The 17,535-nt window shown below is 38.5% G+C and carries 19 protein-coding genes and 2 riboswitches; of the genes, 8 read left to right on the top strand and 11 right to left on the bottom strand.

Features of this window, described 5'->3' with window-relative positions; translation table 11 throughout:
* Positions 1 to 51 precede the first annotated feature (51 nt).
* The 3 genes from GSM42_RS08190 (at position 52) to GSM42_RS20550 (ending at position 1,445) form a co-directional block, all read left to right on the top strand.
* The gene (locus GSM42_RS08190) at positions 52 to 378 is read left to right on the top strand and encodes a helix-turn-helix transcriptional regulator (RefSeq protein ID WP_160801114.1); all 327 of its coding nucleotides are present in this window, start codon (positions 52 to 54) and stop codon (positions 376 to 378) included.
* Positions 379 to 780, top strand: a complete 402-nt coding sequence (locus GSM42_RS08195; RefSeq protein WP_160801059.1) for a permease prefix domain 1-containing protein — start codon at positions 379 to 381, stop codon at positions 778 to 780.
* Positions 781 to 1,190: 410 nt separating this feature from the next.
* Positions 1,191 to 1,445, top strand: a complete 255-nt coding sequence (locus GSM42_RS20550) for a hypothetical protein (protein WP_237446514.1) — start codon at positions 1,191 to 1,193, stop codon at positions 1,443 to 1,445.
* 63 nt (positions 1,446 to 1,508) lie between these two features.
* On the opposite strand, the gene GSM42_RS08205 is transcribed toward GSM42_RS20550, so the two are convergent.
* The 4 genes from GSM42_RS08205 to GSM42_RS08220 all read right to left on the bottom strand — a co-directional run bounded on the left by GSM42_RS08205 (position 1,509) and on the right by GSM42_RS08220 (position 3,740).
* Positions 1,509 to 1,970 carry a VOC family protein gene (locus GSM42_RS08205; protein WP_160801060.1) on the bottom strand — a complete coding sequence of 154 codons (462 nt, stop codon included), beginning with the start codon at positions 1,968 to 1,970 and terminating at the stop codon, positions 1,509 to 1,511.
* A 17-nt stretch (positions 1,971 to 1,987) separates the two neighbouring features.
* The gene (locus GSM42_RS08210) at positions 1,988 to 2,419 is read right to left on the bottom strand and encodes a MarR family winged helix-turn-helix transcriptional regulator (protein WP_160801061.1); all 432 of its coding nucleotides are present in this window, start codon (positions 2,417 to 2,419) and stop codon (positions 1,988 to 1,990) included.
* Positions 2,420 to 2,520: 101 nt separating this feature from the next.
* The gene (locus tag GSM42_RS08215; protein ID WP_160801062.1) at positions 2,521 to 3,210 is read right to left on the bottom strand and encodes a YetF domain-containing protein; all 690 of its coding nucleotides are present in this window, start codon (positions 3,208 to 3,210) and stop codon (positions 2,521 to 2,523) included.
* 92 nt (positions 3,211 to 3,302) lie between these two features.
* On the bottom strand, positions 3,303 to 3,740 hold the full coding sequence (locus tag GSM42_RS08220) for a DUF350 domain-containing protein (RefSeq protein ID WP_202404851.1): 438 nt from the start codon (positions 3,738 to 3,740) through the stop codon (positions 3,303 to 3,305).
* A gap of 248 nt (positions 3,741 to 3,988) precedes the next feature.
* Between GSM42_RS08220 and GSM42_RS08225 the strand changes: the two genes are divergently transcribed.
* Together GSM42_RS08225 and helD are read left to right on the top strand one after the other, a co-directional pair.
* Positions 3,989 to 5,611, top strand: coding sequence for a SulP family inorganic anion transporter (locus tag GSM42_RS08225; protein WP_160801063.1), 1,623 nt, complete (start codon positions 3,989 to 3,991; stop codon positions 5,609 to 5,611).
* 202 nt (positions 5,612 to 5,813) lie between these two features.
* A complete protein-coding gene (gene helD / locus GSM42_RS08230) occupies positions 5,814 to 8,144 on the top strand; it encodes an RNA polymerase recycling motor HelD (protein WP_338055269.1) in 2,331 nt (776 codons plus the stop codon).
* Positions 8,145 to 8,636: 492 nt separating this feature from the next.
* Here helD and GSM42_RS08235 read toward each other — a convergent pair whose 3' ends face one another.
* Complete coding sequence (locus GSM42_RS08235) at positions 8,637 to 9,038, bottom strand: hypothetical protein (RefSeq protein WP_160801064.1); 402 nt, start codon at positions 9,036 to 9,038, stop codon at positions 8,637 to 8,639.
* A 182-nt stretch (positions 9,039 to 9,220) separates the two neighbouring features.
* Between GSM42_RS08235 and GSM42_RS08240 the strand changes: the two genes are divergently transcribed.
* On the top strand, positions 9,221 to 9,661 hold the full coding sequence (locus GSM42_RS08240) for a GNAT family N-acetyltransferase (RefSeq protein WP_160801065.1): 441 nt from the start codon (positions 9,221 to 9,223) through the stop codon (positions 9,659 to 9,661).
* A gap of 286 nt (positions 9,662 to 9,947) precedes the next feature.
* The gene (locus GSM42_RS08245) at positions 9,948 to 10,394 is read left to right on the top strand and encodes a hypothetical protein (RefSeq protein ID WP_160801066.1); all 447 of its coding nucleotides are present in this window, start codon (positions 9,948 to 9,950) and stop codon (positions 10,392 to 10,394) included.
* Positions 10,395 to 10,646: 252 nt separating this feature from the next.
* Here the strand turns inward: GSM42_RS08245 and GSM42_RS20355 are convergent, their stop codons facing one another.
* The 6 genes from GSM42_RS20355 to GSM42_RS08275 form a co-directional block, all read right to left on the bottom strand.
* Entirely contained in the window at positions 10,647 to 11,135 is a 489-nt protein-coding gene (locus tag GSM42_RS20355; protein ID WP_202404852.1) for a hypothetical protein, read from the bottom strand.
* 345 nt (positions 11,136 to 11,480) lie between these two features.
* Positions 11,481 to 11,993 carry a 1,2-dihydroxy-3-keto-5-methylthiopentene dioxygenase gene (locus GSM42_RS08255; RefSeq protein WP_160801067.1) on the bottom strand — a complete coding sequence of 171 codons (513 nt, stop codon included), beginning with the start codon at positions 11,991 to 11,993 and terminating at the stop codon, positions 11,481 to 11,483.
* 13 nt (positions 11,994 to 12,006) lie between these two features.
* Positions 12,007 to 12,639, bottom strand: a complete 633-nt coding sequence (locus tag GSM42_RS08260) for a methylthioribulose 1-phosphate dehydratase (RefSeq protein WP_160801068.1) — start codon at positions 12,637 to 12,639, stop codon at positions 12,007 to 12,009.
* Entirely contained in the window at positions 12,636 to 13,295 is a 660-nt protein-coding gene (locus GSM42_RS08265) for a 2-hydroxy-3-keto-5-methylthiopentenyl-1-phosphate phosphatase (RefSeq protein ID WP_160801069.1), read from the bottom strand. The genes GSM42_RS08260 and GSM42_RS08265 overlap by 4 nt, the downstream gene beginning before the upstream one ends.
* The gene (locus tag GSM42_RS08270) at positions 13,292 to 14,488 is read right to left on the bottom strand and encodes a 2,3-diketo-5-methylthiopentyl-1-phosphate enolase (RefSeq protein ID WP_160801070.1); all 1,197 of its coding nucleotides are present in this window, start codon (positions 14,486 to 14,488) and stop codon (positions 13,292 to 13,294) included. Before GSM42_RS08270 ends, GSM42_RS08265 begins: the two co-directional genes overlap by 4 nt.
* A gap of 72 nt (positions 14,489 to 14,560) precedes the next feature.
* Positions 14,561 to 14,670, bottom strand: a riboswitch (SAM riboswitch).
* A gap of 58 nt (positions 14,671 to 14,728) precedes the next feature.
* The gene (locus tag GSM42_RS08275; RefSeq protein WP_160801071.1) at positions 14,729 to 15,904 is read right to left on the bottom strand and encodes a pyridoxal phosphate-dependent aminotransferase; all 1,176 of its coding nucleotides are present in this window, start codon (positions 15,902 to 15,904) and stop codon (positions 14,729 to 14,731) included.
* 177 nt (positions 15,905 to 16,081) lie between these two features.
* A riboswitch (SAM riboswitch) is annotated at positions 16,082 to 16,243 on the top strand.
* Positions 16,244 to 16,322: 79 nt separating this feature from the next.
* Here GSM42_RS08275 and mtnK point away from each other — a divergent pair.
* On the top strand, positions 16,323 to 17,534 hold the full coding sequence (gene mtnK, locus GSM42_RS08280) for an S-methyl-5-thioribose kinase (protein ID WP_160801072.1): 1,212 nt from the start codon (positions 16,323 to 16,325) through the stop codon (positions 17,532 to 17,534).
* Position 17,535: the final 1 nt, after the last annotated feature.

The raw sequence follows: 17,535 nt of genomic DNA on the forward strand, positions 1-17,535 counted from the left end.
AATAGAATAATATGGGCTAAAAAGTGGATGGTCAGAAGTTAGGAGGGAAGGATTATTAGAAGTGATATTATTCGTGGACATTTGGACTCCATCATCTTACGATTAATATCGGAGAAGGATCGATATGGTTATGAAATATCCAAAGAAATAAGTGAGCGTACCAGTGATCGATTTCATATAAAAGAAGCGACACTATATGCAGTTTTTCAACGACTTCACCGCAAAGAATTAATCGAATCCTACTATGGTAGTATCACGCATGGTAGTAAGCGAAAATATTACCGGATCACTCCACTAGGAAGAGCCTATTTACACGAGATAGCAAAAGAATGGCAGGAGACAAAAGATATTATTGATTTGTTTATGGAGGGATTGTAAGTGAAAACTTTAAAGCAACATGTAGATGCCCTTTTCAAAAATATCCCGGATAGTGAAGAGAAAGAAACCATAAAACAAGAGATACTAGAAAATTTAGAAGAAAAAGTACAAGATTTGATGGGACAGGGCAAGGAAGAAGAGGATGCGATTAACAAAGCAATCATCGAGTTTGGAGATATCGATGAAATTAAACAAGAATTGTTACAAAAAACGATTCCCGTAAAAAAGAATATGTCCAAAATCAATCTCGGTTTTTCCATATGGGGAAGTTTATTAATCATTAGCTTGTTTGTTTTTGCTAACTTCTACTATACTCCGGATGAAATTTGGTTTGTATATCCAACCTTTGTCGTGTTGTGGTGGCCATTGTCCATGTTCTTTTATTGGTTACGTACAAAGTAGAGGGTAAGGCGATGGGGAAGCATCATCTAGGCTTTGCTATTGGAGGTAGCCTGATAAGTAGCTTGCTTCTTGTGATTGTTAATTACTTGACTAGCTCTGATCATCTATGGTTCATTTATCCCTCTTTCTTTCTATTGCTCTGGCCCGTGAGTTTGTATCTTATACATAATAGAAAAGCAAAGGGTTTTTCATTGATTTGTAGCATTGTCATCATTTTTTTTAGCAATAACTAATTATTTAGAATCCCCTTTCCATCTATGGGTCCTGTATACAATATATCCAATCGCTTGGTGGCCGATCATTCTTTATTCAGGTGAAAAAGCCTATACTGTTTGGTATGCATGGATTGCTTGTTTATGTACGATTGTTTACTATACCGTACTGAATCTTACACTATCATCAGGTTACGCATGGGCGATTTACCCTATCTATTTGTTCTGTGGTGGCCAATAAGTGTTTACTATGCAAAGCGGAATAATTATTTTGGTCTATCCATTACTGCTAGTTTGTTGACTATTTTCTTTTTTATTAGTGTAAATAGTATCTCCTCACCACAGGTAGTGTGGGCGGTATATCCGATCTTTATTATCTTGTGGTGGCCGCTTAGTATGTATTATTACTCTTACCAGAAGAAAAAATTTTCTCTATTACTGGAGGAGAAATAAATAAACTGCGGTTCAGTTATATGGTACAAGAACTGCAGTTTTTTGCTTATTTTCGACCACAGCTTATTTCGAAGGCCATATCGCTTCGAGTAAGATTCCGTTTGTTTTATCAATAAAAATCATATCTTTCAAAGACTCTATTTCATAGATATCTGTCATCTCGACTTCGTTTTTTAATAATCGCTCACGGAGTACCAGTGCACTTTCTTCATCTGGCAAAGAAAAGGCGATATGTTGTAGTACTCCATCAACAAAGGAGTTTGTTTGTAACGATTCCGGATGCAATGTTCCTTCGGGGAAGGATACAATTCTGGCATGGGGATTTTCAAAAAAGTGAAGACCTAATCCATCGCATATCCCGGGTTTGATAAACCCATGTCTACCTCTGCCACCTTTAGCAGGATAAATTTTACCAATTTCCATGCCTAAAATATCTTGATAAAAATGAATGGTTGTATCTAGATCAGGAGTTACAATCGCAATGTGATGAAATCCTCCCCAAGGGAATTTCTTGGATTGATTCATGTATACATACACTTCCTTTATTTTGTTGTTAAATTATGGTGAGCATGTCTCAAAACCTTAATGGCTATATCCAAGTCTTCTGACGAAATATCTTGTACCAGTTTCTGCCTTACCACTTTTTTCGGATTAGGAAGGGATGTCCATTTTTTTTTTCCGTCTTCCGTCATCATGATGACCTTAATTCTTCGATCTTGGGGATCTTCCTCTCTGATTACCCATCCTTTACGAATGAGTGCATCAATAACTCCTGTCAACGTTCCAGATTCCACATTTAATTTTTCTCTTAGTTTTTTTATAGAGATTTTTTTTTCTTCTTCCAGAATACTTAGTACTTGCCATTGGCTATGACCTAATTCATATGGCTTTAGTGTTTCGCTTAGACTATAGATCAGCGCATGGTTCAAACGTCTCACCCAATGTCCGATTTGGTGATCTGGTAAATCAATCAAAAAAATCAACTCACTTATCTAATTTGTACTTATTATATAGGTACCTTAATAATTAAACAACGGAACATCAGTTTTCATCGTTCTGTTTAAATAGAGTACAGTTATTTGTCTTGGTATAAATCACAATATATTTTTCCTTCACTAGTTATTTCCATATAACAAACATCACTTACTGCTTTTATTTTTCTTTGACGAAGAATATTTTCGATGTCCTTCTTCGTCAGTTTTGCTTCTTTTATCTTTTGTTCGTCTATCTCACCATCCACAATGAGTTCAATACTAGGTTTTTCTTGTAGGGGTTTTAATTTTAAATCAGAACGAGTGACTGTGTCTTTCGCAGATTTCTTTAATACAGATAGGCTCCCATCTGTCTCTAGAACAGCGAACTCTACATCGGAAAGGGAGAATACATCTTTTTTACGTAAAAGCATACGCAGATTATCAATATCCAGTTGAACTTTCTTTGTGTTGTTCTCTAGTATTTTCCCATTTTTTATAATGCTGACTGGCTCCCCTTCAGCAATCAAACGGACACGTCTATTTTTCATCCCAACAATCGATGCCAATATGGACAATCCCCCAAAAAGGGCGAGTGCAGTAATCGAACGAATAAGCGGGATAGTTTCATCGATCAAGCAGGATGCAGCAATGTCCCCAAGTATAATACCTGTAATATAGTCAAAGTAGGTTAGATGAGAGACTGCCTTTTTTCCTTGCAATCTCGTTAACATTAACAATGCAAGAAATATGATGGGAACTTCCCAAATTAATTCGGTCATGTATTTGTCCATACTCAAATCACCTCTGTATATTGTGAGGTATCCATTTTAATATTATTCTTTTTCGTTCAAGGTAATAAAAAAAGTGGCTAAATAGCCACTTTCTAATAACTTACTAATGCTGCAAGTAACACCCCTGAAACAATGCTCATATGAGAAGAGAATATACCGATAGCAACGTTGCCCTTGGGTATTTCTTGAATGACATGAAATGGGGTAAGCCAAGCAAATAAGTAAAAAATAACGACCTGAAAGATGATGCCAATTATGCCCCAAATGAGCAAATCTACGATACTTCCGGAATTGATGACAACAGAAGCAACTACAATAGAAAGTCCAATAATTTTCCCGCTTAAATCATGAGCAGCGGCCTTTGCAGCATTTATTTTTTGAGGATCATCTGTAGCGGCCCCATCTTGGATAAGGCGATACTCTCGATAGGGGGTGGTGTAAATAAAAACGAGAATACCAACGATTAAAATAGGTAGGGATACACCTAAGTACATTAAAAAATTAAATAGTGAATCTAACTGACCATTCAAATCCTATTCCTCCATTTGTTGTTTCGTATTTTGTGATTACTTCTAAAGTACAATAGAAATAAGAAAAACAAAAGCTTATTTGTCTATTTTATTCTTAGTTATTTATATTTTATTTTTGGTGAAACGAAAAAAAGATACAGAGTAAATGAAACGTTTTTATGAACAGAATTATCAAGGAATAGACATTTTTCTAAAAAGAATATAAATTAGGATGAAAAGGTGAAAATTGATGACAAAAGGGGATAGGCATGTTTCGTGTATATCGTTTTCAAAATTATTCTTGGGCTCGTTTTCGTAAAGACATATCTGCTGGAATTGTAGTTGGGATTGTAGCTTTGCCTTTAGCAATGGCTATTGCGATTGCTTCTGGTGTTCAACCAGAGTATGGGATATACACAACCATTATCGCAGGATTGTTGATTTCTTTAGTTGGAGGTTCCTTTTTCCAAATAGGAGGTCCTACTGCTACCTTTGTTCCTGTTCTACTGGGGATAACGATGGTATATGGGTATGAAGATCTTCTTCTAGCTGGTTTCATGTCAGGTGTTATACTGGCTATGATGGGGATATTCAAGTTAGGAGCAGTGATTCATTATATTCCAAAACCTGTAACCATTGGTTTCACTGCTGGGATTGCTGTGATCATCTTCTCCAGCCAACTCCAAACTTTTTTGGGGATGAGTAATATCAAAGACGGGCATATCCTGTTTAAATTAAAACAGATATTTGTCCAGCTACATACCATCAGCTTTGCAAGTATTGGGACAGCGATAATTTGTTTGTTGGTTATTTTACTAGTTCAAAGGTTTGTTCCACAAATCCCTGCGCCTCTAGTAGGGTTAATTGTTTCAAGTATCATTGCCACATTGTTTTATCCTGCACATGTTCAAACCATAGGAAGTACTTTTGGTGGAGTTCCTTCTGCTTTGCCTTCTTTTCATCTTCCTGAAATTACTTGGAGTAAGATCAAAATATTATTTTTTCCTGCACTATCGATTGCTATGTTAGGAGCCATTGAATCTCTTCTTTCAGCAGTAGTATCCGATGAGATGTCTGGCAAAAAGCATCACAGTAATCGTGAATTGATCGGTCAGGGAGCTGCCAATATCGTGACTCCTTTTTTCGGTGGAATTCCTGCTGCTGGAGCGATAGCGCGTACTGCCACTAATATTCGAAATGGTGCAACATCACCTGTTTCTGGGATCGTTCATAGTTTGTTCGTCCTGCTTGTTTTGCTTTTCCTTTCCCCATTAACGATGCATGTTCCGCTTGCTAGTATGGCTCCTATCTTGATGCTTGTTGCTTGGAATATGAGTGAACGTAAGCAATTCAAATTTGTATTACGTGCTAAAACAAGTGATTCTATCGTTCTTTGTGCTACTTTCCTCTGTATTGTATTAACGGATATTGCTATAGGGATGATGGTAGGTCTTGGCTTATCGATTTTATTCTTTGTGTTTCGGATGAGCAAAGAATTTGTAGTAAGAAAAGGAAATGTAGAACTACAAGAGGATGAGGCAACACATGTATATACATTAAAAGGGCCTATTTTCTTTGGTACTGCCAAGCAACTGGGGGCTCTATTGGCGAAAGATCTGCCAAAAGATTATCTTATTCTTTCGATGGAACATGTTCCATATATGGATATTACCGCAGAAGCAGTATTAAGTTCGATCATTCGACGATGCAAACAAAACCAGGTAAAATTTATTCTCGCTGGTTTACAGCCTCAGCCCCTGGAATTACTACAGACGACAAGACTGTATCAAAGCTTGGACGAAGATTACATTTTCTCAAGTATTAAAGAAGCAGAAAACTTTGCCAAGCAGCTAGAATTGAAATCCGTTGAAACGCAAGTAAATGAGAGTTAAACAGACACAAAAAAGAACTTGTCTTGTAGTGGAAGACAAGTTCTTTTTCATTTTTTATTTGCAAATGAACAAAAATCGTACTAGTATAGATGTACGACTTCTAAAAAAGAATATATAATTGGTCAATATTATCCATTATTATTGTATCATCTGCTGCAGATAATGTCAAACATTTATTACAGATAGAAATGTAGGGGGACTAATGATGAGCATTTCACATGAAGATTGGAAAAAAGAACAAAAACGGGTTGATCATGTCGTAGATGAAGTTGCTACATCTTTACGAGAATTGACGTCAGAAACAGATAAATTAAAATCAGACATCGTCAACATTCGAAAAGGCTTTTGGGATGATGTGACAGTTAACCTAGAGGATGCAGATGAAGCAATAGAAACAGCCGCGAGTATACGCCAACAAGCGCAAGTGCTTTCCGAGAAAGAACGTAGCCATCAACATACAGATCAACGAGTGATACTACTGAGAAAACTTCAAAATTCTCCTTATTTTGGAAGGGTGGATTTTCAAGAAGCAGGAGAAGAGGAGATCGAATCGATTTACCTTGGTCTTGGATCTTACTATGATGAAGACACCAATGATTTTCTGATTTATGATTGGCGTGCGCCTATTTCTAGCCTGTATTACGATGCCTCATTAGGAAATGCAGAATTTGAAACTCCAAACGGTACTGTGACTGGGAACATGAGTTTAAAACGTCAATTTCTCATTAAGCGTGGAGTGATCAAAAGTTTATTTGATACAGGATTGACCATTGGGGATGAATTGCTTAAAGAAGTATTGGGTCAGCAAGCAGACCCAAATCTAAAAAATATTGTCTCTACGATTCAAAAAGAACAAAATCAAATCATCCGCGATGATAAGACTCATTTACTTGTTGTGCAAGGTGCGGCAGGCAGTGGGAAAACGTCTTCTGCCATGCAACGAATGGCTTATCTTTTGTATCGCTTCCGAGAATCCCTATCGGCAGACCAAATCGTTTTATTTTCTCCCAATGCTATGTTTAACAGTTATGTTTCCACTGTCCTTCCGGAGCTTGGTGAAGAAAATATGCAACAATCGACGTTTCAGAACTTTTTGGAACGAAAATTAGGAAAACAATTTCGGGTAGAAGATCCATTTGAACAATTAGAATATGCACTTAATCCCCAAGAAAATCAAGATTTTGCTGCGAGGATAGAAGGAATCGGATTTAAAGCATCTCTCTCTTTTTTGCAGATGATGAATGACTACATAGCAAGTTTGAAACAATCAGGATTTCTTTTTCGTGATATCTCATTTCGTGGAGAAGTGGTTATCCCAAGAAAGAAAATTCAGGACCAATTTTATGCGTTAGAGTCTGATCTGTCGATCGAGAATCGATTGGAAATCATTCAAAAATGGTTACATCAGCAGTTAAAAGAAGTAGAAGAATCGCACCGAGAGAAATCGTGGGTAGAAGAGCAAATTGATCTGTTGGAAGAAGAAGTGTATACACAAGTACATCAAAAACTGCAAAAGCAAAAGCGTTTTGCAGACAATACATTTGATGATCTTGACAGAGAGCGCGATATGCTTGTTTCCATTGTCTTAAAACGAGCGTTTCGCTCCCTTTATCGTGCGGTAAATCGATTGCGTTTTGTAAATATTAAAGGGATGTACAAACAATTATTCGATGAGAAAAAGGTAAATAGAACAGGATTGCCTACTCATTGGGAGCTGATTTGCAAACAGACAAAACAAAAAATAAATCAAAAGATCATGCCCTATGAAGACGCAACTCCATATTTGTACTTAAAAGAATCGATTGAAGGGTTTGAGACCAACCGGTATATTCGGCATGTGTTTATTGATGAAGCACAAGATTTTTCACCTTTTCAATTTGCTTTTGTCAAACATGTATTCCCGAAAAGCAAGTGGACTGTATTAGGTGATATCAATCAAACTATTCATGCACACCAACTAAACGACGGACTTACACCACTTATCTCTTGGTTTGAGGCAGATAAAGCAAAAAAAATCATTTTCCATCGAAGCTACCGCTCAACCAAACCTATTATTTTATTTACACGTGAGTTACTTCCTGATGGAGAACAAATTGAACCATTTGAAAGACCAGGCTTGCTTCCAGTCCTTACAAAGGTATCCAAAAAGAAAGAACTAGAAGAAGCCTTAATCAAGCAAGCAAAACAATGCCAAGAGAAATATTCTTCGATTGCAATCATCTGTAAAACGCTCAAAGAAAGTTTAGAAGCATATGAGTTGCTGAAAGATAAAATAGACGTAACCCTTGTTAGAACGGGTAATAGCTCTTTTAAAAAAGGAGTAGTCATTATTCCATCTTACCTCGCAAAAGGGATCGAATTCGATGCAGTATTGGTCTTTAATGCGTCAGATCAGGTTTACAACAGAGAAGAAGAAAGAAGATTATTTTACACTGTGTGTACACGAGCAATGCACGAGTTGCATCTGTTTTCTTTAGGGGCAGAGTCTAGGTTGATGAAAGAAGTTCATGCGGATTTATATCTTTGTGAGTGAGAAAACCCCGAGCTTCAGCGATGGGGAGGAAAGCGAACGTCAGGCAAGGGAGGGGTGTTTTTACCTCTCTTATAAGCATGACATTTTTTGAAAAAAAATTTACAAACATACATTTGTATGGTGATATTCACCATGATCAGGCGGTAACCAAGCTGCTTAAATGATTACTGGAACATCTAAACCGTGAGGCTCACGGGGTTAGCTTGGTAATGAAGTTGTTGTGAGACTACCGTCCCAAGAATCCCCCACATTCATGCGTGGGGAGTGGTTAAATGAAGTGGTATAAAGCAAAAACTAACTATTTTTGTCTGTGAATAACTGAGGTGTTCTATCTAGAGCACTTTGGTTATTTTTGTTTACGGTTTATTTGTAGGCAAAAAAATCGAGATATTTGTAACATTTAAGGATTGGTGTTTTTAGAGGATACAAAAAACCACATTTTTCATAGGTGTTTTTTTGAAAAATGTGGATGAAGAAAATGAGTTGCGTTTTTTATTTTTCATCTAGTAGTATTTGATAAAAACAATCTTGATCCATTTGCGTTGTCAGCATTTGATGTAGACCAATGTTTTGAGAAGATGTAACTGGCAGTGTCTCTTTTTCTATGTCTCCGCGATAAAAATGAATATGTACAAAAATATTTTTGGTGTATTTGGCTAGACGGTTGAAGTAGTGCTGAACATCCGCGCGAAATCCATATATTTGATTCTCTGTTTTTTCATAGAGTTCACATGAACAAATTTCAGTAGTGAGAAAGTATGTGCGAAAAGTATATGGTACAAGAGCACGAAAAGATCTATTTCGATTGGGTTGAAGTTCTAAATGAGAAGATAGTATTTGATGAGCCTGATGATCGATGTCTGAATGTACAGCGAGAGAGATATAATAGCACATGTTTCATTAGTCCCTTCTTGAAATATCGTATCAATATATACAATACCAGAAGAAGAAAACGGAAAACTCACCAAAATAAAAAAAGATTTTTATTTTTAAATAGTTGTATTTTATTCTGTATGCAATTGCAAATTAATCGCTGAGATATAATAATGAGAAATGAAGAAAATAGGAGATGTAGCATGTTAACTATCGAACCGATCAAAGCAAGTGATACCTACCATCTGCGCCATACAGTCCTACGACCTCAACAAACATTGGAAGACTGCAAATATGAAGGGGATGAGGATGCTACTACGATTCATCTAGGAGCATTTTGGGAAGGAAATCTGATCAGTATCGGGACATTTTTACAAGCATCCCATCCAGAATTAGAAGGAGAATTACCTTACCAGTTAAGAGGAATGGCTACTGATCCAAACTACCGCCGACAAAAAGCAGGTAGTTCGTTGATGACATATGCCCAGGATCTGCTTCGTAAAAAAGGGAGTGATCTACTATGGTGCAATGCGCGTTATGGTGTGAAAGATTATTACAAACACATGGGTTTTGCGGAAATTGGAGAAGTATTTGAGATAGCACCGATTGGACCACACATTGTGATGTTTAAGAAGTTGAAATAGGCCGAGAAGGGGACCATCCCTTTCTGTTAATTTGATTATGAGTTGTATGTCTATCAGATAAGCTTACTGTTTAAGCTGAAAGCCCCTTATTCCATTTAGAAGCAAGAAATATAATAGCGAAATTTCCCTATGGAAAGATCCAACACTTTCGTTTTTCTTTTTTTGATCAAAGGATAGTTGAGTCAAAATTCATAAATTTTTTGAATGGAAATGCATCCGTTTTCGTTTATGATAAGAAAATGAATAGCCATTATTGATTGCTTATGGAAGAGGAGTCGAACCAAATATGCAAATAATATTTACGGTCATAAGAAAAATAGTAGTTTTAGGTTTGGCATTATTTCTGGGGCTTTTGACTACATTTGCGATTTTTACGATCATAGGTGGTCCTGTGATGATGATTGGTTTTAGTGCTGCGGTTATCGCTATTATTTCTTTTGCGATCATCATGACGATCACAAGTTTGATTGGTGATGGGATATTTTTTAAAACAGGCAAATGGAGAATTTGGCTCAATCTAGCGATTATTGCAATCCCTAACCTCTTGTTTGTATACTTTTATATTCTTGAAGATGGATTTCTCTTGGAACAACCAGAATTTAAAACAATGGGCAATATTATTTTGTACGGTTCTGTTGTTTTTTCTTTTTTGTTTTGGGGATTGGATGAGTTATTGTTAAAATTTGTGAAGAGTAGAAGGAAAGATAAAGAAGAAGAGCAAGTTGTTATGTAGTATTAGTACATGAACATTTTATTGTTCAGATAAATGGTAGGTTTAGAGCATATAAATACACTGTAATAACGAAACAAAACGACGTGAATATCCTTTCATGTCGTTTTGTTTTGATATGTAACTAATGTATAAAACTATGTACATCTATGTGAATCATTACTGTTTTTGTGGGGTGGGCGAACTGAAGTGAATCAGTCGCCCGTTTGGGGATTTTGCCAAAAGCTTAATCCCAAAGAATGAACCAGTTAGTGACTACTTCACTCGTTCATGGGTCTTCTCGAAGAGTTCCCCTTCGTGTACGAGGAAACCTGTGTTGTCAGCGTTCGGAAGGACATAGTCGTTTACACGAAGAAACATGTCTCCCCTGTGAAAACGAATGTAGGGCTTTCCCATTTTCTCGATAACATTTCCCTTGCAAAACTCATTTACCTCGTTCAGGTTGTCCCCTGTGTATTTGATCGCTTCGACGAGGACGGGCTTCTTCTGGTACTTGATGCCACCCAACCAGTCGTAGCGTTTCGAGATAATGGTAGAGCGAACGGGGTAGAATTCACCTTGGACACCCTTGATCACATAGTCCATGGGATTGAGAACCATGTCACCTTCAAGCGTGATGACGTAGTGCCGGCTATCCTTGGACTTCACGTTCTCTTCACCGATGAACTGCTTGATTTCGTCGAGATTGCTACCAGTGTATTGGACAGCCTCGATTACGAAGACCTTCTTGCGGAACAGGGCCACGATTCCTCCAATGTTGAAAGGGGTTTACTCTTGCGTGACATGAGTTTTGTTCTCTCGATATCATGTCAGGCATTTACGAATCTTCTTGCATTTATTATAACAAATTTCTTTCTATGGACAGATTATTTATTTTTTTAATTCATATATGTTTTTATTGAGGAGAGCTTTTTTCCAGATGATGGCGAAGGAGATTCGATCCTTTTTTAAACCTTTATAGTAAATCGAATAATAATGATATTAGTATGAAGAATGTATGTTGTCTTTTACCAATTGATATTCAACTCCAACGACACAAAAAAGGATCTGAGTGTTGGAAAATCAACTCAGATCCTTCTTTTTTCTATCTTAATAAATGGGAACCCAGCCTTCTTTTGCTTTGAAAATACGTACAGCAACTACTTGTTTGTCTTCCATCAAAGTGAAGTAGTGTCGGTAGTTTTCGGGGACAGAGATGAGATCTCCGGGTTCGAGTTCCACATCGACGAAGCGACCGTTTGGTCCTTGGATCGCAAAGATACCATGTCCACTGACGATAAATCGTACTTCATCATCAGTGTGGTGGTGTTCTTTAATAAAGTTATTTAGCAATTCATCTAGGTTTGGGGTAGCAGGCGAAAGCGAGATGACATCTTCGGTTACATATCCACGACGTGCAGATAGATCGTCGATCTCGCTGCGGAAGGTTTGGATGATTTCTGCTTTTTCTTCGTCATTTAGGTCGTATTTTTCTTGGAGATTGCTCGGAAGTTTGGAGATATCCCAATGTTCATAGATGACGCCTTGGCTATCCAAATAGGTGCTCACTTCTTGTTGATCTGCTACACGCTCTTCATTATCATGAAAACGCAATTGTGCCATGGTAAAACACTCCTCAGATGTATGATAGTTTTGCAGAAGCCAGCATTTGTAATTTCACATGATAGGAAAAGAGAAACTCAAATGCTTCCAGATGTTTCTTTGCTTCAAATCCATTTTTACCCCATGCCGTAATGCCGTGATTACGAATCAATACAGCAGGAACTTGTGGGTTGATCGCATTGCCAAAGTTGATGGCTAGCTCTTGCAAATCAGCTATATTTTCAATAATAGGTACAGAAATCTGCGCACCTTGTTCCCAAATGTTAAACGCTTTGATCAATTCTTGGTTGCGAAGTACAACTTGCCCTTCATCACCAAAAAGTTCCGAGATGATGTTGTTGTCAATGGTATGTACATGTAAGCAGCATCCGGCATTGGTACGTTTGTAAACTTCCAAATGCAAGCCTGTCTCCGCAGATACTTTTGCATTTGTTTCGGTGATGGGTTTGCCACTATCATTGATCAAGATAAAATCTTCGGTTGTTTGTTTGCTTTTGTCTTTGCCGCTTGCTGTAACCAAAATGGTAGTTGGGTCATCGTTGAGTTTGATCGACAGATTGCCACTTGTGCCAGGAAACCAGTCGCGGCATGCTAACTCCGCTTTAATCGATGCTAATTCTTCCCAGCGAGATTGGAAAAGACTCATTTTATCCCAACCCCTTTCAAATCTTGAATGATTTCAGTAAATCGCTCAAAAGGGGTATAGGGGATCTGTAATTCCTCACATTTTTGGATCAAGAAATCCCGTGCATAGACACGATCTGCAATTTTGGCTGCTTGTAAGTCCGTGATGGAGTCGCCGATAACGATTTTCTCATAATGTTCACTATCGAATTTGCGAAGAATCGAAGGTTTGCAGCATCCGCAATCATTGGAGCAATCTTTATCACACGAGTGAGGCCAAATAATGTTAATCGTTTCTCCAGAAAAATCGCTAGCATTGCAGTAAATATGGTCGCGATCGATATAAGAATCCAAAATAGGATATACAAAAAAATCGATCCCCCCAGATACGATATACAGTGGTATGTTTTGTTCCTTTGTATAGGTAATAAATTCAGCAAATCCAGAGCGAAGAACGCCAATCTCTTTTACATACTGGATGATGTCTTCTTTTAACGTACTTGGTAATAACGAAAACATCTTGCTAACGCCTTCTTTAACAGAGATGTTTTGGGAGATGACTCCATCTTTTAATGCTTCCCATTCGGGAGGGGCAAAGTGTTTCATAATCGACAAGATGTTATCGGATTTGGTAATTGTTCCATCAAAGTCACAAAAAATGATGGGTTGTTTGTTCATGATGCTCCTCCCCAGATGCGAAGTGCTTCTGCTAATTCGGTATGAGCGGCAGCAGCTTCTATAAGTGGAATTCCTTTTTGAGTTGCTTGAATGGCTTGACGGAATGCTCTGCCGCCAGCTGTTGCACCAGCAGGATGCCCATGAACTCCACCGCCTGCGTTGATCACAGAATCAATTCCAAAGTCTTCAAAGAGTTTGGGAACAAGCGCAGGGTGAATACCGGCTGATGGTACAGGTAACGCTTTTTTCCAAAATTCATGGGGGAGATTCAATTCATTTGCAATTCCAAGTGCAGCATCTCTTTCTAAGGCTACGCTTCCATAAGGGGAGGGGAATAGCACTAAGTCAGCTCCAACTGCACGTAGTAATTTACCATACCATAGCGGTGCACTTACTCCATAAGAAGCAGATGCTGTAATCGCCCCGCCAAATGAAGGATGTGCCAGTATGGGCACACTGATGTCTTTATCTTCCACTAGAGCTTGCAAAGTATCCAATCCATATGTAAAAACATTGAATAACAAAGCGCTTGCTCCAAGATAAACAGCTTGTTTTGCTTTCTCGATCAGGTCGATCGAGCGACCTGAGAGATTGACTGCGTAAAGGGTGGTTTCTCCTGTTACTTGTTCGGTTTCTTGAAGTACTTTTTTGGCAATGGTTATCCGCTGTTCAAATGGACTAGTAGGGTTATCAAACAAAATCTCGTCGTCTTTGACGATATCCACACCACCAAGTGCTTGGGCACGTAGTTGTTGTTCAAAAAAAGAAAGATCTCTGCCCAAAATCCCTTTGAAAATGCTCATCAATAAAGGTCGCTCCGAAACTTCTAGAAGATTGCGAATACCGAGATTACCAAATGTGGGTCCTGGAAAGCGCCTAGCCAACTCTGGAGTGAAATCAAGATCAATTAACTTCACCACTCCATCAAGAGAGAGCTTTCCAAAAACAGTTGTGAGAATAGCAGGGATATCAGCGGAAAAATTAACAGAAGGATAGGAAATAGATATCAATCCTTGTTCTTCTGAAACTTCTTGTACCGAAACAACTTCTCCTTTGTGTTTAGCCAATTGTTGTTGATCAACCTCTGGTAGATCCGTCCATGAACCGACCGTGAGACCAAGAGCGATTTGCTCTGCTTTTTGTTCCAGTTTCCCATTGTTCGGTACAAGATAAGTTGCAATTGCAGCTCCCATTGTTTGTCCCTCCTTTAAGAATAAAGTAAAAAACCTCTTCCAAGAGGAAGAGGGGAACGTTTATTCCACTTCCTCTTATCTTTCAGTTCAAAAACTGTAAGAATTAGCACCGTTTTTACCTGCTAGGTAAATCGGTTGCCGGGTTTCATCGGGCTTATCCCTCCACCTGCTCTTGATAAGAGAATGTTTCATTCATTTGTAAATAGATAACTAAAATTATGAATGAAGACTATTCTTTTGTCAATCAAATAATCCCCATTGATCCAACCGTCTTACCGCTTCTGCAAGTCGTTCTTCATCTGTAAGCAATCCAACCCGAACATAGCCGTCTCCTGCTTTTCCGAAGCCTATGCCAGGTGCAACTGCAATATGTGCTCGATCCAAAAGTTCAGCAGCAAAGGTGGTAGATGTGTAGCCAGAAGGTACTGGTAACCAGCAGAAGAATGAGCCTTTTGGACTTTGTACATTCCAACCAATTTTTTGAAGACCAGAAATGAATGTATTTCTGCGGCTTTCATATGTTTGTACCAATTGACGCACACAGTCTTGAGAGTCGAGTAGAGCAGTAGCAGCAGCTTGTTGAACTGCACCAAATAAACTGACATAAAAATGATCTTGTAGCAATTCGATCGCTTGGATCGCTGATGGATTGCCCAAAGCGAAACCGACACGCCAGCCTGCCATGTTGTAAGTTTTGCTCAGCGTATAGATTTCGATTCCAGTTTCTTTTGCCCCTGGTGTCTGCAGAAAACTGAGTGGTTTTTTTCCATCAAATCCGATCGCACCATAGGCAAAATCATGAACAACACAAATATCATGCTCTTTTGCCATTTTTACTGTATCAGCAAAAAAGGCAGGTGTAGCAACTCCTGCTGTGGGGTTGTTGGGATAGTTTAAGAACATCAGTTTTGCTTGCTCTCGAATGTTAGTGGGAATTTGTTCATAAACTGGTAAAAAATGATTTCCTGCTAGAAGTGGCATCATTTCCATCTTAGCCTCTGCCATCGCAATTCCTGACCAATAATCAGGATAACCAGGATCAGGAACCAAGGCGATCTCTCCAGGATTTAAAAAACATTGGGCGATCTCCACTAATCCTACTTTTCCTCCAAATAAAACGGCTACTTCTGTTTCAGCATCAAGCGACACCCCGTATTCTCGCTGATAATACGTGGCAATTGCTTCTTTCAGAAAAGCGAATCCACGAAACGGAGAATATTTATGAAACGCTGGGTTCGTAGCTGCTGTTTGTAATGAAGAAATAATGTGAGGAGGAGTTGGTAAGTCTGGATTTCCTTGACCAAGGTTGATTACGTCTTTCCCAGCTTGAATATATCGGTTCACGTCAGCTACCAATTTGGCAAAAAATTGGTCGGGTAGTGCTTGCAATCTTTTCGCATATTCAAATGTTTGCAATTATGTCACTTCCTGTACCTGTTTCTAGTCATTTATGTTATAATTTAGACGAACAAGTGTCAAAATGTTTTTGAATGGAAAAAGTTTTTTTATTGACAAATTCAAGAAAACGATTTACTATTCGGATGTAATCCCACTCAAAAACATTTGTGAACGAAAAAATAAATAGGTAGCTATCTCTTATCAAGAGTAGGTGGAGGGAAATGGCCCGATGAAGCCCAGCAACCGACCGTAATACCATCGTAAGATGGGGCTCTGTTTTACAGCAGGGGCCGTGGAGATTTATCCACGCATGGCACGGTGCTAAGTCCAACAGAACAAGTTTCTGTGAGATAAGAGGTTTGGACTATTCCGAGCCTCTTTCGCGCAGAAAGAGGTTTTTTGATTTTGTTTTATAAAAAGGAGAGGTGGTCAATAGATGGTACCAACTCAGGAGCGTTCCTATCGAGCACTTACAGTAGATACAGTGCGGAGCGCAGTGGAACAGCTCCAGTATTTTGAAGATGTTGAACAATTGCAAGTATCTGAGATTGGAGATGGAAATCTTAACTATGTTTTCTTGCTAGAGGAACCAGCCACAGGGAAGTCGTTGATTGTCAAACAAGCACTCCCTTATGCCAAAGTGGTTGGCGAAAGTTGGCCGCTTACATTGGACCGAGCAAAGATAGAATATCAATCACTTCAAAAAGCAGCTGAAGTTGTGCCCAATCTCGTTCCAGTGGTTTACCATCATGACATGGAAATGGCATATACCGTCATGGAAGATCTATCATCACACGAAATCCTGCGCTCAGCTTTAATCAATGGAAACCAATACCCCAATTTGGGAAAAGATATTGGAACCTATACGGCGCAGACGTTATTCCATACCAGTGACTTTTATCTTCATCCCTTTACCAAAAAAGCATTGGTGAAAGATTTCCTCAATCCGGAATTATGCAAAATTACAGAAGACCTAGTATTCACAGATCCGTTCTTTGATCATGATACCAATGAGATATCGGATGAAATCCGCCCGTTTGTTACGCAGTTTTGGCAAGATGAAGAACTGAAAAGGGAAGCAGCGAAGCTAAAACTTCAATTTTTAACAGAAGCAGAAGCACTACTCCATGGTGATCTTCACTCAGGAAGTATATTTGTGACAGCAAATTCCACGAAAGTGATCGATCCCGAGTTTGCGTTTGTCGGACCTATTGGATTTGATCTAGGTTCATTTTTAGCTAATCTGTTGCTCAATTACTTATCCCAAGAAGCGCATATGAAGGAAAAAGCAGATTTACAAGTGTTTCGTGATTTCTTATCCGACACATGGAAACAGACATGGGAGACATTTGCGACTCAGTTTTTAGAGCTATGCAAAACAAAAGGTCATTTTACTTTTTCCAGTATTAAAGGTGTAGCAGAAGAGTTTGTCGATAAGGTTTGGCGAGATACACTTGGTTTCGCAGGCTGTGAGATGGTACGTAGGACAATTGGTTTAGCACAAGTTGCAGACCTAAATACAATCGAGGATGCCCCAGTGCAAATTGACTTAAAACAAAAAGCACTCACATCTGGAGCTGCACTCATTAAAAACAGAAATGAAATCAAAGGCATCAATGCTTTCTTATCTTGGATACAGGAGTTGTGAA

Origin of the sequence: Shimazuella alba (assembly GCF_009831235.1) — a bacterium.
GTDB lineage: Bacteria > Bacillota > Bacilli > Thermoactinomycetales > Thermoactinomycetaceae > Shimazuella > Shimazuella alba.

Excerpts from the sequence above, each read along its gene's own strand:
- GSM42_RS20550 (WP_237446514.1), top strand. The coding sequence starts at position 1,191 with ATGGGCGATTTACCCTATCTATTTGTTCTGTGGTGGCCAATAAGTGTT.
- GSM42_RS08205 (WP_160801060.1), bottom strand. The coding sequence starts at position 1,970 with ATGAATCAATCCAAGAAATTCCCTTGGGGAGGATTTCATCACATTGCG.
- GSM42_RS08215 (WP_160801062.1), bottom strand. The coding sequence starts at position 3,210 with ATGGACAAATACATGACCGAATTAATTTGGGAAGTTCCCATCATATTT.
- GSM42_RS08225 (WP_160801063.1), top strand. The coding sequence starts at position 3,989 with ATGTTTCGTGTATATCGTTTTCAAAATTATTCTTGGGCTCGTTTTCGT.
- helD (WP_338055269.1), top strand. The coding sequence starts at position 5,814 with ATGATGAGCATTTCACATGAAGATTGGAAAAAAGAACAAAAACGGGTT.
- GSM42_RS08235 (WP_160801064.1), bottom strand. The coding sequence starts at position 9,038 with ATGTGCTATTATATCTCTCTCGCTGTACATTCAGACATCGATCATCAG.
- GSM42_RS08240 (WP_160801065.1), top strand. The coding sequence starts at position 9,221 with ATGTTAACTATCGAACCGATCAAAGCAAGTGATACCTACCATCTGCGC.
- GSM42_RS08245 (WP_160801066.1), top strand. The coding sequence starts at position 9,948 with ATGCAAATAATATTTACGGTCATAAGAAAAATAGTAGTTTTAGGTTTG.
- GSM42_RS08255 (WP_160801067.1), bottom strand. The coding sequence starts at position 11,993 with ATGGCACAATTGCGTTTTCATGATAATGAAGAGCGTGTAGCAGATCAA.
- GSM42_RS08260 (WP_160801068.1), bottom strand. The coding sequence starts at position 12,639 with ATGAGTCTTTTCCAATCTCGCTGGGAAGAATTAGCATCGATTAAAGCG.
- GSM42_RS08265 (WP_160801069.1), bottom strand. The coding sequence starts at position 13,295 with ATGAACAAACAACCCATCATTTTTTGTGACTTTGATGGAACAATTACC.
- GSM42_RS08270 (WP_160801070.1), bottom strand. The coding sequence starts at position 14,488 with ATGGGAGCTGCAATTGCAACTTATCTTGTACCGAACAATGGGAAACTG.
- mtnK (WP_160801072.1), top strand. The coding sequence starts at position 16,323 with ATGGTACCAACTCAGGAGCGTTCCTATCGAGCACTTACAGTAGATACA.